The organism is Stenotrophomonas sp. CFBP 13725 (genome assembly GCF_014841935.1).
Taxonomy (GTDB): Bacteria; Pseudomonadota; Gammaproteobacteria; order Xanthomonadales; family Xanthomonadaceae; genus Stenotrophomonas.
This window is the reverse complement of the sequence record NZ_JACYUV010000006.1, coordinates 31,343-45,788: the sequence shown is the minus strand read 5'-3', so window position 1 is coordinate 45,788 and position 14,446 is coordinate 31,343. Positions and strand designations below refer to the sequence as shown.

Below are 14,446 nucleotides of genomic sequence, written 5' to 3'. Positions count from 1 at the left end.
CATTGCAGTGGCCTGGGGCACGATCGGCGGAGACTGAATCGGCCTCAACTTTTGAACGGCCGATTCGAACATTTGGGAGTATTCGGTTCTCGACTATTGGCGTGCGCCATCGAGTCGCTTCTGAGCCCACTGCGCGATACGCGGTGCGGACAAGGAGCCCAGGAGCCGGCCCACTTCTCGCCCTTGGTCGTCATACATCAGGAGCATCGGCACAGCAGCGACCTTCAACGAGTCCAACAGCTGCGGATCCGTCGCTGCATTCACCTTGAGAAATCGGGCCTTTGTGCCCATTGCCTCGGCGGTGGCAGCGAATGCAGGCTCCATCGTCTTGCAGGGAGGACACCATGGTGCCCCTATGTAGAGCAGAAGAGGATCGGCTGTGGAGCGCGCAATGCGGTTGAATCCCATGGCGTTCACTTCTTCCACCTTCCCAGCCCATGAAGGCACGGACGTGTTCATCGCTTCACCTTCTTTGCTAGGCGGGCGCCCCATAGAGGGCGCCCGCTCGGTTGTGGCTTACTCGCCCTTTACGAACGGAGCGATCTGCTCGTGCAAAGCCTGCTTCGGCATCGCGCCGACGATCTCCTTGGCGATCTTGCCATCCACGAAGACTTTCAAGGTGGGGATGGACCGCACCCCGAATCGCTGAGCCAATTCCGGGTTCTGATCGATATCGACCTTGACCACCTGGAGCTTGCCTTCAAGCTCATCGGATATCTCTTCCAAGGAAGGCGCGATGGCTCGGCAAGGTGGGCACCACGGGGCCCAGAAGTCCACCAGCACCGGCGTCTTGCTTTCAAGGACGTCGGACTCGAAGTCGAAAGTCGTTGTGCTACGGGTCGCCATGTCACACCTCATCTGTGGCCCGCACGTGCGGGGTGGTTGATCAGACGACTGCTGCGTCGGCGCCAGCGCCATCGTAGGTCGGATAGTCGGTGTAGCCCTTTGCCCCGATCACGCCGTAGAAGGTGGACGGATCAGGCTTTGCCAGCGGCCAGCCGTTCTTCATCCGCTCCACCAGGTCAGGGTTGGAGATGAAGTTGGTGCCGAACGCAATCAGGTCGAGCTCGCCCTTGGCCAATTCCGCCTCGGCCAGCTCCTGGGTGAACCCGCCTGCACCGATCAGCGTGCCCTGGTAAGCCTTCCGGAACTCAGCACCGAAGCCGGCGGGCGTGCCCGCTGCCGAGATCGTGGTCTGGTAGTTCAAGTGCACGAACGCCAAGGTCCGCTCGTTCAGCGCCGAGGCCATGCTTGCCCAAGCTTCGGCTTCACCTTCGAAGGCCTCCATGTCGTAGATGCGACCAAACGGGGAGACGCGAACGCCGACCTTCTCGCCGCCAATTTCAGCCGCGACCGCGTCGATGGTCTCCAGCAGCAGGCGCTGACGGTTCTCGATCGATCCACCATACTGGTCGGTGCGGGTATTGAGCTTGCTGCTCAGGAACTGGTCGAACAAGAACGCGTTGGCGGCCATCAGTTCGACGCCATCGAAGCCCGCATCCATGGCACGACGCGCAGACGAGGCGAAGTCCTGAATGACACGCTTGACCTCATCGGTGGTCAGGGCGCGCGGCTTGCTCGGCAACACCGGGCCTTCCTTGCCGGGCTCGACCCACGCATAGACCATCGTGGTGGTCGCCGGCACGTCGCCCGACGACACCGGCGCGACGTTGCCCGGCTGCAGCGAGACGTGCGACAGCCTACCGACGTGCCAGAGCTGGGCAAAAATCTTGCCGCCGTTGGCATGCACCGCATCGGTGACTTTACGCCAGCCTTCGGTCTGTTCGTCGGTGTAGAGACCTGGGGTATACAGGTAACCACGGCCCTCGTCGGAAACCGGAAGGCCCTCCGTGATGATTAGACCGGCAGAGGCGCGTTGACCGTAGTAGAGCGCAGTCAGCTCGCTCGGAGTGTTCTCCGGCGTGCGGGTTCGGGTCATCGGGGCCATGACGACGCGGTTGGTCAACTGAAGGCCTGATAGGTCGAAGGGGGTAAACAGCTTGCGCATGATGGGCCTCTAGATTGGGAGCACAGCCTCGATTTGGGGCTGCTGTTGCAAATGTGGGGGAGGGAAAAGGCTCTCCGGAGGGCTTAGTCCTCCAGAACTTCCAGTGTGGAAACCATGCGAATGGCCTTGGAGAAGTTGGCGCGGTTCACCGAGGTCTTCGTCACAACCTGGTGCAGCTCTTCCAGACGCTCGCGCGAGGCATCCGCGTGCAGGCGAACCACGTAGCTGACTTCGTCGTAGCCGGGGTTCACGCTGTCATCCAGACCGAGGAACCCGCGCAGGTCCAGCTCGCCGTCGGTCTCGATTTCCAAGCTGTGCACCGTGATGCCCATGGCTGCGGCGTTGACGACGTAGCCCACGGTCAAGCAGGCATTGAGGGCTGCCATGAGCAGCTCCTGCGGATTGGGAGCCGAGTTCTGACCGAGCAGTTCGGTCGGCTCATCCGCTGCAATCTCGAAGTGGCGCTCGTGCTTCACGCCAGCCATGGAGTAGTGGTTAACCGTCGCAACCGAGCGGGTCTGTCCATGCCACTTTGTCTTCACGTTGAAGCGGGCATTGCGCTTGGATGCATCTTCAGAGACACCTTTCGCAAAATGCTGGAGAGCGGCGACGTCGATGCCATTGGGCTTGTTGGACATTTTATAGTTCCTTTCTAAACTCTAAATGCGCGCTACGCGCGAGGGATCTGCCGAGCGCCCGAGGGCGCGGCTTGATTGGGATACATGGGTGGATAGGCTGCCGAAGCACCCGGTTGATCAGCGCGTGCAGCCGTCGATACCGCAGCTCTCGCCTTCGCTTGCGCCGCTCATCGCTTCGGGCATCTCTCGTGCCGCATCCAGAATTGCCCGCTCGAACACGTTTGCTTCCTGCGCGCCGGAGACAAAGACCTTGCCGTTGAATAGGAACAAAGGAACACCGTTGGCGATGCGGCTCGCTTCCAGCTCATCGCGGTCGATCTCGGTGGAGACGCGTGCCGAATCGAACTCAAAGAGGGTATCGGTCACACCCACCTCTTTGGCCAGCGACGCCAGCACGTCCTGGTCGAAAATGTTGAGCCCGTCTGTGGTCGCCGCCTTGTAGATACGCTCGGCTATCAGTTCGGCTACCTCGGGCGAGCTAATGCTCTTGATCAATGCGTGAGCAGCGCTCGTGTCTCCGAAAAGCATGGTGTCGAAGTTGTAGACCAAGCCTTCAAGGAGCCCGTTGGTGCTAACCGCGGCCATCATCCGATTAGCGCCGGCTGCACCGCCCAACTTCTGATGCAGTGCGGTCTTGTAGTCCATCGGCCTCATTCCCTTGGCGAGTCGATAGGCTTTGTTGGTTACTACGACCTGAACCTGGCCGGCCAACGAATTGACTGCCTTCTCGAACCGCTTCTTTGCAACCCAGCACCATGGGCAAACGAAGTCCGACCAGACTTCCGCCATCACTGTTTTCATTGCCATCTCCATTGATATGCTGACACCTACGTACCTTGTAGTAGGTAGGTTTCTTTAACAAAAAGAAACCTGCTCCCCTCTACGAGAGAAGAGCAGTAGGCGTTTCAGGCGTTCTCTACGATGAGCCGTACAACGCTAGCGCTCAACGGATCTTCGTCCTTGGTCGCCCAGTTGATAAAGCAAGACCCCTCCAGGATGCTCAACAGCAGGAACGCTTTGTGCTTGGCTCCGCTGCCTTCGGGAACCTCGTTTCGCTCGATGCCTTGCTCTAGCGCTCTGGAGAGCCAGCTCAACTGCATGCCGAAGAAGCGTTGCGTTAGCTGCTGCAAACTCAGCGGTAATGCCGACATTTCGGCAGCTAGGGCGCCGCAAAGCGGGAGGAGACCGCCGTCGGCGCTCGACCTGAAGATGTGGAGGAAGGCTTCGAGGCGGCCGATGACATGCCCGTGCTGCATCTCAATCCGCCCCAGTTCGACTCGAACGCGCTCGATGTACTCCTCCACGAGTGCCTTGCCTAGATCCTCCTTCGTCGGAAAGTGATGATGGATGCTTGCCTTTCGGATGCCCACCGACTCTGAAAGATCCGCGTAGCTAAACGCGGAGTAGCCGCGTGTACGCATCAGCTGCTCAGCAGTCCTAATCAGTGCTTCGCGTGTGCCAAGGGCCATCAGTTCTCCTCAGGTTCCAATCTCTAAACCGCACTTTACCTACCTCCTGGTAGGTAGTCAACAGTTGCATGCGTGTCCCATACTCGGCACCACGACGCGCCGCTTTTGTGTGCCCTGGTGCGACCCACAGACAGCCGTGCAGCGTGGAATTGTGAGAGAGGGAAGCAAGTGCGACAAATAGTCGCGGAGACTCAATTTGGCGGCAGCTAGCGCCTGCGTCCTCTTCGCATCCCTTAGTATCGGGGCTGTGCGCCCCCTTGCCCTCCACCGCTGGACCCACACCTTGGCATGCCTATCGATGCTGCTATTGGTTGTCGCTCCATTGATTAGCCGGGCGATTGCGCACCCGGCGCTCGGTGCGACACACGCACCGGATACACGTGCAAGGCATCATTCGTACGTAGAACCAATCGCACCCAAGGCGGCTGATTCGCATCACATGGGGCATGGCATTCACCACGCCATGCCAATGGTGTCGGAGTCTTCGGATACAGCAGCTTTTGACACAACACCATCGCAGAAGTCAGCTGACCCACATGCCGAGCACGAGATGGGCGTGGACTGCGAATACTGTCTGATCGCTGCGCGGATGATCAGCCTGCTCGTGGCGCTGCTCTTGGCGATGGCCATCTGGTCGGCGGTCTTCCGCGCCCTGTTCGGCTTGGTCGATAGACGGCGCATCCGTGCTCCGGGCACGCTTGGGGCCCGCGGCCCACCGTCTGACCTCACCTGCTGATCCAGCCCGCGACCTGAGGCGCAATGCGCCTTTTAGGTAGTGCACGTCTTTCTCGCTCCCCAATAGACCTGGGGCAAATAGACGCGGACCTGGAAGCTGCCCTCTCCTACTGACACCCGGCTCAAACGCCGGCTCTTCTGCTTGTCTCGGCCCTCCTCTGGCCGCGGCATATTGATGTTGTGGAAAATGAAAAAACTTCTCTCTACACGCCTGCTTACCGAAGCCATCGTGGCCGCAATCGCCTGCACCGCGCTAGCTCCATCACTGGCAGCTGCTCAGGACGGAACCGTGCTAACCCTGGGCACCGTGCAGGCGCGCTCCACTGCCGAACGCGAGCTCTCAGCGCGTTCCGTATTCACCTCTGTGGACATCATTGGTGGCGATCTGCTGCAACAGCAGAAGGTCGACCATAGCTGGGAGCTGCTAATGAACGCACCGGGTGTGCAGGTCACCCAATTCAAGATGGGCTCCGATGCCGGCCGCTTTTCTTTCCGCGGTTTCAATGGCGAAGGTCGCATCAATGCGGTCAAGCTGCTGATTGATGGCATCCCAAGCAACGACAACGCAGGCGGCATGCCTTACCTGGATGCAGTTTTCCCACTGGATATCAGCGCGATGGAGATCGTGCGCGGGACCAACGACGCGCGGTACGGCCTGCACGCTATCGCCGGTGACGTTAACGTACTCACCCGCCGAGGCGGCAACGATGGCCAGCTTAGCGTGACCGTAGGCAGCTTCGGCACCGAAGATATTCAACTGGCGAAGGCATTTGAGACTGGTGCCTGGTCGCAGAACTACTTCGTTGGTTGGCGTGGCACGGACGGTGAGCGCGACCACGCGAATGGCACGCAGCGCAGCTTCGCCGGCAAGTGGTTCTATGCCGACCCAGACGGCCAATGGCGCGCTGGCCTCACCAGCCGGTATTACAAGAACACCGCACTGGAAGCCGGCTACCTCAGCTACTTGGAAGCGCGGGCCAATCCGAAGCAGTCGCCCGATTACGCCCGCGATGATCGCAGCGAACGGGAGACAGTCCAGACCGCGTTGCATCTCGACGGCACGCTAGGCACTGACTGGAGCTGGAACGCAAAGGCCTACCAGAATGACTACCGCAATCAGCGCTGGGTAACCTTTACCGCTGGCGGCGCGCAGCAGGAGCGCTTCAACGACGAAACCCACCGTGGGCTTATCCTCAACACCACTTGGCGCCCTACCACGACCCTTGCCGAGTTCGTGCTGGACGCAGGCGTAGATGGACAATGGCAGGACAATAAGGCTCGTCGCTATCGCACCGTCGTGCGCGAACGCCAAGCTACGCTACGCGATTGGGATTTTGACCTCGACACCCGCGGCGCTTACGTGCAGGCCGTGATCAGGCCGATCGACGCACTAAAGATCGTGCCAGCCTACCGCGTGGACCGAATCTACGGCGACTTCCTCAACGTGGCTGCCGCCACACGTGCGCCGGTCTATGGCTACGGTCTGATCAAACAGCCTAAGTTGAGCGCGTCCTATGACCTAGGAGCGACCACGATCGCGTATGCCAACTGGGGCCGCACATTCCAGATCGGCAGTGGCAATGGCGCCTACCGCGCTCAGAGCGGCAACCTGTCCCCCTCGATCAACGAAGGCTGGGAAACCGGCCTCAAGTGGACTCCCGTACAAGGCCTACAGGCCCGCTTGGCCTACTGGGAACAGCGCGCATCGGACGAAGTGGCAACCGTCCTTGGCGTCAACGGGGCAGTGGGCAGCAATGAAGTTAGCAACGTGGGTGAAACCCTTCGCCGTGGCTGGGATGCCCAGGTGACATGGCAGGCAAATGAGCAGTGGCGCGCTTGGGCTTCCTACTCGCGGCAGAAGGCTGTGATTGAGGCACCGGACCCGGGTTCGCCGCAGACCCGTGGTCGACAGATCGAGAACGTGCCGAATTGGCTGGCCAGCGCAGGCTTGGAATATGCGCCCAACGCCGACTGGGCTTTCAGTGCTTGGGGCAATGGCCAAGGTGACTACTTCGTTGAGCGCACCAATACACTAGGCCGCTACGGCGGCTACGCCCTGTTGAACCTGAGCGCAACTTACCGTCTGGATGAGCGAAACAGCCTTGCCTTGCAGCTGAAAAATGCCACGGACCGATTTTATGTATATGCCTGGTACGACAGCGGCTCTTCCGGATACTCACCAAGCGATGGCCGCGCGGTTTACCTGAGCTGGACTCGGGAACTCTGACATGGACGCCACCCCAACTGCACGCCAGCCGGAACGACGGCGTTTCTATCCCGCGGTGTGGCGGTGGCACTTCTATGCGGGGCTGTTCGTGCTGCCTTTCATCGTCTGGCTGGCACTGACGGGCGCCGTCTATCTCTACCAAAAGCCCATCGACCGCTGGGTGCACCGCGACTTGAAGGTGGCAGGGACGTCTCAGGGTGCGCCTGCACTCCCCAGCGCCCATATCGCCGCGGTAACCGCTGCCACCGCCGGGACAGCGTTCCGATATACCATGCCAGAGCGCGGCGATGGTAGCGTCGCGATCGGAACGCTGGAACCTGACGGGCGGCGCGAGGTCTATTACGTCGATCCCAGTTCGGCACGAGTGCTTGGGCACTTGCCGGAGAAGGGCACGTTCTCGGGCATCGTGCGGCGGTTGCACAGTCTCGATCTCCTAGGCGACTACGCCAGCGCATTGATCGAGATCGCCGCTGGCTGGTCCATCCTGCTTGTGCTTACTGGCGTCTACCTGTGGTGGCCACGGGGGCAAAAGGGTGGGATTACTACCGTGCGTGGCCGGCCGGCCCAGCGACTGTTCTGGCGCGACCTGCACGCGGTGACAGGCATCTGGGTCGGACTAGTGCTGCTGTTTCTTGCAATGACCGGTATGCCGTGGTCGGTGATATGGGGCAAGCAGGTCAACGCATGGGCCAACGGGCGGGACTATGGCTACCCTGCCGGCGTGCGGGTGCAGGTGCCAATGTCCCAGCAACGCCTAGCCGATACCACCGCACCCACCTGGTCAATGGAACAGGTGCAGCTGCCGGTGTCGGCCCCGCCACACGATCGGCACGGCCCTGCCGACAAACATACCGGGCACGAAGCACACGGGGCTGGTGCACTCGGCGACCTGTCACCCCAGCTGGGCGCCATCGGCATCGACGCAGCCGTGCAGCGGTTCACTGCGCTTGCGCTCGCACCTGGCTATAGCGTGTCGCTGCCGCGTGGCCCGACGGGCGTGTACACCGCCTCGGTTTACCCAGAAGAACTGGCCGACCAGCGGGTGGTGCACCTGGACCAGTACAGCGGCCAGGTGCTGCTGGACATGGGCTATGCCGATTACGGCGCGTTGGGGCGCGGGCTCGAATGGGGCATCAACGTGCACTTGGGTCAGGAGTACGGCACGTTCAATCGCCTGTTGTTGATCCTTGCCTGCGTTGGCATCGCGCTTCTGTGCATCAGCGGCGCAGTGATGTGGTGGAAGCGCCGGCCGCTTGGCGGAACTGGAGTGCCACCACTACCGAAGGAACGGCGGACCGTGACCATCGTGTTCGCGCTGCTGTGCGTGGGCGGCTTTCTGTTCCCGTTGGTAGGGCTTTCGCTGCTACTAGTCGGGGTCGTTGATTTCGTTGTTAACTGCGGCCGGCGCGTTCCAAGTAGACCCCTGAACTGATGCGGACTGCGGGCCTTTCTATCACCCGGATTACGGGTATTCCGGGAGCACAGCTCCTAATGCTTGGAGGAATGATTGATGAGACGAATCGCCCTCACCTCGCTGTTCGCGACGACCCTGTTGCTCACTGCCAACCTGGCTTCGGCTAATGGGTCGAAGAATGCTCCATTCTCGTTGCCCGAGCTGCCTTACGCCAACAACGCCTTGGAACCGGCGATCGACGCGCGGACGATGGACATCCACCACAATGGGCATCACAGGGCCTACGTGAACAACCTCAACGCCAAGGTAAAGGACTACCCCGCCTTGGCCACGACTTCGTTGGAAGATATCCAAGCCAGCGTGTCGCGGTATGGCGCCGCGGTGCGCAACAACGCCGGCGGTCATTACAACCACAGTCTGTTCTGGACGTTGATGGCCCCGGTGGGTAGAGGCGGCAGCCCGTCCCCGGTGCTGCAAGCCAAACTCGTGCAGACCTTCGGCTCCCAGGAAGCGTTTCAGACCAAGTTCGCCGAAGCGGCGACTAGAGTATTCGGCTCGGGCTGGGCCTGGCTCATCCTCAAGCCGGATGGCTCGCTCGCCATCACCACCACACCCAACCAGGATAATCCGCTGATGGACGTGGTCACCGAACGTGGCACGCCGCTGCTGGCGTTGGATGTCTGGGAGCACGCTTACTACCTGCACTACCAGAACAAACGCGCCGACTACATCGAGGCATGGTGGCCAGTGGTCAGCTGGAACCAGGTCAACGCGCGCTATGACGCGGCCACTGGCAAGCGCTGACGGTGAAGCACAGTCCCGCGAAGTCAGTGAGGTAGCTTGCCCTTTCGGAGATCGTGCATCGCTGGGGACTGGTGGTCCATTCAATCAGCGGGACCAAGAATCAGCCGTCTCATGCTCGCGTTAGATAAAACGCACGCGGGAGGCCCAAAGATCCGAGCGCATAAAACAGGGCCGCCCAAGGTCGGCCCACAACTTTTCGAAGGTTGATACGAGCCGGCAATGCTCACATGCCAGTGCCCCTCATTTTTCCTTAGCCCGCTGGTTTGCTTGGTGCTTGGCGCTAGGATTGGTTCACGCAGCCGCTCATAGCCGATGACAACTAGATGTGAAACGCCGCACCTTCCGACAACGTCGGCGAGCTCACCCTGATCCTCAACGAAATGTGCAGCCTGGCGAGGAGCATCACCGCCGCAGCCACGGTGAGGACTGCAACGATACCGCCCAGCCCAAACACGAGACCGCCCAAGGCGGCGCCCGCTGCGATGGAGGACTGCACAGCAGCGACCACCATCCCGCCGGCACTCTCGGCCTGATCCGGCACCGCACGTGCAACCCAAGGACCATCCCGTCCAGTGCCTGGAAACGATAGATGCCGCTCCACTAGGCGGCACCGTGAACGGGATAGACACGTGACCGAGCGACCATGCCGTGCCAAGCGCCGTGCTCTTCCACGGATGCATGGTGTTCGATCTGGGGGCATGCAAGGGTTGAGCAAGGTGATGCCGGCGGTGATGTTGGCCGATGGCAACGCCGCTCAGTTCATTGGGCTGTTGCCGATGGTCAACGCGATGAAGCGCAAGGTGTGCTTCGGACGTAATGGCTTTGCGGGCATACTCGCCCGGCTGGCGGATGCAGTCGCCGCCATGATCGTCCGTGACTGGGTTGAGCGCGGTTGCGACGGCGCATCCGGCCTGGTCATGCCATGCGCGACCGTAGACTATCGCTGTCGTTGCTTGCCCTGCACAGAAACCCTGGGCGTGACTGGACCGTCGAAGCGCTGGCTGCGGAATCTAACATCTCACGGCCTCTCTTTGCAGACCGGTGCCAGACCGCCATTGGAACCGCGCCCCTGCGATACATAGCTGAGCTTCGAATGCAGTTGGCGAGTCAGTGGCTGATCCACCAAAGCCTGTCCATCTAAGTAGTGGCAGAGCGTCTGGGCTACGCGTCGCAGGCAGCGTTCAGTCGCGCCTACAAGCGCGTCATGGGACACCCTCCTGGCGCGACTCGTAGGGAACGCCACTAGTTCCAAGAGCGTCCCATTGGCGACATCAAGCAACGCTTGCGCAGCAGCCACCGCCTTGGTGCCGGCATCGGCGAGGCCTTCGTGCATGGCCTTCGTGCATGTGTTAAGAAGCTGCCTTCGCCGTGCCCTTCTTGGCGGGCTTCCGAATCGGCTTGGCCTTGCTCGCCTTCTTGACCGCCTTGGTCACCTTCCTAACCGCCTTGGTTGGCGATTTGGTCACCGCGCCATCGGCCGCCGGGAACTTTGCCCCCGGGTTGGCCTTGGCCCATGCTTTGCCGTCGGCGGATTTGGCCCACGTCGTGAAGGCTTTGGGGGTCAGGCCACGGCCTGCCCATGTTTCACCAGTGGGAAGCCGATACTTCGCGGCGACTTTGCCGAGCTTGCGGCCCTTCAACGATCCAGTGCCCGGCTTGGGCGCGCGCTCGGGCTTGGTGTCGATTGATTCCCCGATGAGTTTGGCGACCTGCCGCCGCTGCGCGGGAGTGAGGACCTTCGCATACCTTTGGAGCACTGCGAGCGCCTTGGGCACTTCTCCGTCGCGCTTCTCGACAAGCTTTTTCTGGGCTTCCAGCTGTTTGATCTCAGCATCGAGCGATTTGAGGGTGGTGAAGGCCATTGAGATACTCGGTCAGATAAGGACGCCTTGGTTATATCCGATTACGCGCCTGGGAGACAGATATTCATCTTTCTGCAGCTCCCAGCAATGGCTCGGTCGAACGTCCCCACGGAGCGCTCCTTATGGGGCCGGGTCGACGTAGGGCCCGCGATCCCATGAGCGGTATCGCCAAGGGACCACTTCTTCCAAACAGGTGATCCGAGGCTTAGGTAGGTGGGCAAACGCTTCAACGCTGGCGCGGAGTCGAGCTGCATGAGCTTGCGGAACAAACAGCCAAGGCCTTGCCGTCCAGGCCAAGGGCACACCGCTGTCCCGGAAGAGAGCTGCGCGCAAGCCTGGCCAGTGTTCGTCCCAGTCCCTCAAGCGCGCTAGCAGGGACGGCGCTCGGGTGGCATACGTGATCTCACAGAGGTAGGCTGCTTGCTCTTTGAAGCTCACTGCAAGGGCGTCGCAATACCAATGCGGCCCGCTGGTGTCTGGATTCCTTCCCTCGTTGAGCTGGATACAGCATTGGCCGTTGATGAACAGCGCGCGGTCCGCGCGCAGGTAGTCCAGCACCACGCCTTCGAAATGATCCACGCCTACGTCCGCTCCATCCAAGCCCGGATTCCTTCCAAAACGGTGGCGAGGCAAATCTTTTTCAAGAGCACGGGTGCAATCCTTAGCTAAAGAGGATGGTATTCGACTGCGAAGTGCCACGAAGAAGTGGCTGCGGCGCGGTAGACCGCGCTTACGGCCGCCTCTTTATCTCCGATCTTAGCAAGCAGCTCCGCGTCTATGCCGAACTTGCTCGCAACGGAGATGCTAACGCGATCAGTGGTGATTCCGTTACGAAGGCGAAGGTTCGCCATGGACCTGAGGTTCGTATCCGTTTCAACCCAAGGCTTCAGCTCTTCGGGAACGTGGGGATCCAACACCTGCCTGTTGAACGTCTTTTCGTGCGAATAGGTCCCGCCTCCTGAGTTGTCAAAAGACGCCGTGATCCCCAGCACCCCGTTGATCTCTTCAAGTGGCAGCTTAAGCCCCCCGCCTCTCGCGGATTCCGTGGTTGTGACAGAAGTCAACTTGACGCTTTTCGCGCCCAATGACGCTGCAAGATCGACGAATGCAGCATGCGTTTCAAGAAGAACTCGCTGCGGATAGTCCGCGGCTAAAACGTAATGATCATGAGCGACTGGATGTAAAAGATAGAACTTCCCGTTTTCAACGGACTTGAGGTGATCAAACCTAAAGGCATCGTCAGCAATGGACGGCGCCAACAAGATCGGCGGAATCGTGAACTTGAGAGCTTTTCCAAGCCTTGCTATCAACACCTCCTCCGACGTGTTGCCTTCGCGCAACACCGCACTCGTCTCGGTGTAAAGATCCTCGCCCGCTTCATAGAAGCCCGCGGTTAAATATCCGGTGGGGTTCCACCAAACCTTCTGCTTGTAAACATCCAGAACGCCTGCAACCCAAGGATAGATCTCCGCTCTAGTGGTCATCTCTGCGAGTTTATCTCGATCCGCAATCAACAGAACCGGCCTCTTACGAGGGGGCAGAGCCGCCAGCTCCATCGCCTTCTTCATCTCGTCCCTCATGTGTCCCCTGTTCCTTCAACTTGAATTAACACAGCAAAATTTGCACGCCTGAGTCTTGCCGGTCGAGATCGGGACGCTTCCGACTGCGGTGTGAGTCTGCAGGCATGAAGCGGTCTCTGTCCAACCTGCGTGAGCAGGATGCGCATTGTTCACGCGTCGAACTAGATCCTAAGCATGGGCTGGCGCACCTCTTCATCTGGATAGCAACCTGAAGTTGCCCAGTCACGCTGTCGTCCTTCTCATCTTCTTCCTTCCAGTCCCAGCTTAAGCCGGCGCCACGAGCGTCGATGGTGCAGCCTGGGCGACCCACAAAAGAAAATCACTCCTTCGTGCCCTGAAGCGATGGGTTCGGGCCCTGTGGGCCCGCACCTTTACTTCAGAACCAAGCTCGACATTACTCGGAATGACTTACACAGGGGGGCAACGGACGCCTGCCGGCACGCGGCTCTGAAAATTGTGCACGCAGTCGCTGCACTTGAAAAAGTAAGGCGGAACGTTGGGGAACATGGCGCCACCCACTAACGTTAGATGCGGAAATTCGGCTTTTTAGTCAACCATTTCAGCCCATAGTCGAGCAGCTTTTTCGCGGCAGCGGCGGCAAGAACGGGTAACGCCTCCTTCACCACCCGGGTCACCTCACGTTTGATCGTTTCGAACAGCCCTTCCTTTGCTTCCTTCTTGGCTTCCTCGGAGACCGTTTCCCGCTTCGCTTCTCGCACGATGCCGAACTTTTTCTCTGCGGGAAGAGACCTCACAATGGTCTCGACGAGCCGCACGAGCCCGTAACCCTTATCCACAGAGACTACGCAGATCTCAGATGCGTCGACCGAGAACTTCTGCACGAACCCCTTGCTGAAGCTACCGTTCTCGTCTTCAGAACCGCGAACCGCAGCATCGATGGATCGCTGCTGCCTGGCGCTTGGACGGTTGTTCTCCAGATTCCAATCACCCAGCGGATGCGCTGCGTCGGCCTTGTTTGCAACGAAGATCACAGGGATAGCGTTGGCCTTCGCCAGCGGTCGCACGATCTCATCGTGAGCAATGATGTCGTCCTTGTTTTTGCGGTCGTTGACAGCAAGCAACCAAAGGATAAGGTCCATCTTTGGCATCTCTTGCCTGTAGAGCGCCTTGTATTCCTCATCACGATCTTCGTCTTCGCCGAGGCCTGGGAAGTCCACGAGCGTGATCCCACTTCCGTTGCCCAGATCGACGTCAGCTTCCTTGTGCTGGCGAGTCACCGAACCACCGTGCCCGACCTTAGATATCTCGGCACCAAAAAGCGCGTTACAGAGGGACGATTTGCCCATACCCGTCTGACCGAAGACGCCGACCCTCAGCTTGACGTTTACGATGCCACTGACAGCAGACCGGAGCTGTCGAACCTGTTCATCGGATGGCTCGTATCCAAACCCTTTAAGCGCTTCGAACAGATCGCCTTCGGCCTGCTTCTCTGCACTACCTACATCGTCTTTCATCACTTCCCCTGTTTCTTCTGTTGGATTGACATCAGCTTCCAGCAACTGCATCTCATAGACTGAGAATCAATCGCCCCATCGATGCGACGAATCGGCAGCGAACACCCCTCATATAACCCGGAGCCTAAGCGCTTGGCTTCCGCGGCAGCATGGGGGTAACTGTTCCGTCGGCCTTGCACAACTGCCTTCGGCCCAAATCGCTGCTATATCTAGGCCCATGCCTGGAGGTCCTGG

At 59.9% G+C, this 14,446-nt stretch carries 14 protein-coding genes; 5 read left to right on the top strand and 9 right to left on the bottom strand.

The genetic code is table 11. From position 1 onward, the window contains the following. Positions 1–93: 93 nt before the first annotated feature. The 6 genes from IFT65_RS11995 to IFT65_RS11970 all read right to left on the bottom strand — a co-directional run bounded on the left by IFT65_RS11995 (position 94) and on the right by IFT65_RS11970 (position 4,115). Positions 94–459 carry a thioredoxin family protein gene (locus tag IFT65_RS11995; protein ID WP_192081621.1) on the bottom strand — a complete coding sequence of 122 codons (366 nt, stop codon included), beginning with the start codon at positions 457–459 and terminating at the stop codon, positions 94–96. Between the two features lie 57 nt (positions 460–516). Then, positions 517–846 (bottom strand): thioredoxin, encoded by a 330-nt coding sequence (gene trxA, locus IFT65_RS11990; protein WP_192081620.1) that lies wholly within the window; start codon positions 844–846, stop codon positions 517–519. A gap of 40 nt (positions 847–886) precedes the next feature. Then, entirely contained in the window at positions 887–2,008 is a 1,122-nt protein-coding gene (locus tag IFT65_RS11985; protein WP_192081619.1) for an alkene reductase, read from the bottom strand. A gap of 83 nt (positions 2,009–2,091) precedes the next feature. After that, the gene (locus IFT65_RS11980) at positions 2,092–2,646 is read right to left on the bottom strand and encodes an OsmC family protein (protein ID WP_070425421.1); all 555 of its coding nucleotides are present in this window, start codon (positions 2,644–2,646) and stop codon (positions 2,092–2,094) included. 117 nt (positions 2,647–2,763) lie between these two features. After that, positions 2,764–3,447: a DsbA family oxidoreductase gene (locus IFT65_RS11975; RefSeq protein ID WP_192081618.1), complete on the bottom strand. Its 684-nt coding sequence runs from the start codon at positions 3,445–3,447 to the stop codon at positions 2,764–2,766. A gap of 104 nt (positions 3,448–3,551) precedes the next feature. Further along, entirely contained in the window at positions 3,552–4,115 is a 564-nt protein-coding gene (locus IFT65_RS11970; protein WP_192081617.1) for a TetR/AcrR family transcriptional regulator, read from the bottom strand. A gap of 247 nt (positions 4,116–4,362) precedes the next feature. On the opposite strand from IFT65_RS11970, the gene IFT65_RS18725 reads away from it, so the two are divergent. The 5 genes from IFT65_RS18725 to IFT65_RS18490 all read left to right on the top strand — a co-directional run bounded on the left by IFT65_RS18725 (position 4,363) and on the right by IFT65_RS18490 (position 10,377). After that, positions 4,363–4,851 carry a DUF2946 family protein gene (locus IFT65_RS18725; RefSeq protein ID WP_342365882.1) on the top strand — a complete coding sequence of 163 codons (489 nt, stop codon included), beginning with the start codon at positions 4,363–4,365 and terminating at the stop codon, positions 4,849–4,851. Positions 4,852–5,037: 186 nt separating this feature from the next. Then, entirely contained in the window at positions 5,038–7,077 is a 2,040-nt protein-coding gene (locus tag IFT65_RS11965; protein ID WP_249405143.1) for a TonB-dependent receptor, read from the top strand. 1 nt (position 7,078) lies between these two features. After that, positions 7,079–8,509 (top strand): PepSY domain-containing protein, encoded by a 1,431-nt coding sequence (locus IFT65_RS11960; RefSeq protein ID WP_192081616.1) that lies wholly within the window; start codon positions 7,079–7,081, stop codon positions 8,507–8,509. A 78-nt stretch (positions 8,510–8,587) separates the two neighbouring features. After that, entirely contained in the window at positions 8,588–9,295 is a 708-nt protein-coding gene (locus IFT65_RS11955; RefSeq protein WP_192081615.1) for a superoxide dismutase, read from the top strand. A gap of 698 nt (positions 9,296–9,993) precedes the next feature. Continuing rightward, positions 9,994–10,377 (top strand): hypothetical protein, encoded by a 384-nt coding sequence (locus IFT65_RS18490; protein ID WP_197974111.1) that lies wholly within the window; start codon positions 9,994–9,996, stop codon positions 10,375–10,377. A gap of 267 nt (positions 10,378–10,644) precedes the next feature. On the opposite strand, the gene IFT65_RS11945 is transcribed toward IFT65_RS18490, so the two are convergent. The 3 genes from IFT65_RS11945 to IFT65_RS11935 all read right to left on the bottom strand — a co-directional run bounded on the left by IFT65_RS11945 (position 10,645) and on the right by IFT65_RS11935 (position 14,263). Continuing rightward, entirely contained in the window at positions 10,645–11,157 is a 513-nt protein-coding gene (locus IFT65_RS11945) for an H-NS family nucleoid-associated regulatory protein (protein ID WP_192081614.1), read from the bottom strand. Positions 11,158–11,822: 665 nt separating this feature from the next. Beyond that, the gene (locus IFT65_RS11940; protein WP_192081613.1) at positions 11,823–12,737 is read right to left on the bottom strand and encodes a hypothetical protein; all 915 of its coding nucleotides are present in this window, start codon (positions 12,735–12,737) and stop codon (positions 11,823–11,825) included. Positions 12,738–13,261: 524 nt separating this feature from the next. Further along, positions 13,262–14,263: a GTPase gene (locus tag IFT65_RS11935; protein WP_192081612.1), complete on the bottom strand. Its 1,002-nt coding sequence runs from the start codon at positions 14,261–14,263 to the stop codon at positions 13,262–13,264. Positions 14,264–14,446 lie beyond the last annotated feature (183 nt).

Coding starts and splice junctions, on each gene's coding strand:
- IFT65_RS11995 (WP_192081621.1), bottom strand. CDS start 459: ATGAACACGTCCGTGCCTTCATGGGCTGGGAAGGTGGAAGAAGTGAAC.
- trxA (WP_192081620.1), bottom strand. CDS start 846: ATGGCGACCCGTAGCACAACGACTTTCGACTTCGAGTCCGACGTCCTT.
- IFT65_RS11985 (WP_192081619.1), bottom strand. CDS start 2,008: ATGCGCAAGCTGTTTACCCCCTTCGACCTATCAGGCCTTCAGTTGACC.
- IFT65_RS11980 (WP_070425421.1), bottom strand. CDS start 2,646: ATGTCCAACAAGCCCAATGGCATCGACGTCGCCGCTCTCCAGCATTTT.
- IFT65_RS11975 (WP_192081618.1), bottom strand. CDS start 3,447: ATGAAAACAGTGATGGCGGAAGTCTGGTCGGACTTCGTTTGCCCATGG.
- IFT65_RS11970 (WP_192081617.1), bottom strand. CDS start 4,115: ATGGCCCTTGGCACACGCGAAGCACTGATTAGGACTGCTGAGCAGCTG.
- IFT65_RS11965 (WP_249405143.1), top strand. CDS start 5,038: ATGAAAAAACTTCTCTCTACACGCCTGCTTACCGAAGCCATCGTGGCC.
- IFT65_RS11960 (WP_192081616.1), top strand. CDS start 7,079: ATGGACGCCACCCCAACTGCACGCCAGCCGGAACGACGGCGTTTCTAT.
- IFT65_RS11955 (WP_192081615.1), top strand. CDS start 8,588: ATGAGACGAATCGCCCTCACCTCGCTGTTCGCGACGACCCTGTTGCTC.
- IFT65_RS18490 (WP_197974111.1), top strand. CDS start 9,994: ATGCAAGGGTTGAGCAAGGTGATGCCGGCGGTGATGTTGGCCGATGGC.
- IFT65_RS11945 (WP_192081614.1), bottom strand. CDS start 11,157: ATGGCCTTCACCACCCTCAAATCGCTCGATGCTGAGATCAAACAGCTG.
- IFT65_RS11940 (WP_192081613.1), bottom strand. CDS start 12,737: ATGAGGGACGAGATGAAGAAGGCGATGGAGCTGGCGGCTCTGCCCCCT.
- IFT65_RS11935 (WP_192081612.1), bottom strand. CDS start 14,263: ATGCAGTTGCTGGAAGCTGATGTCAATCCAACAGAAGAAACAGGGGAA.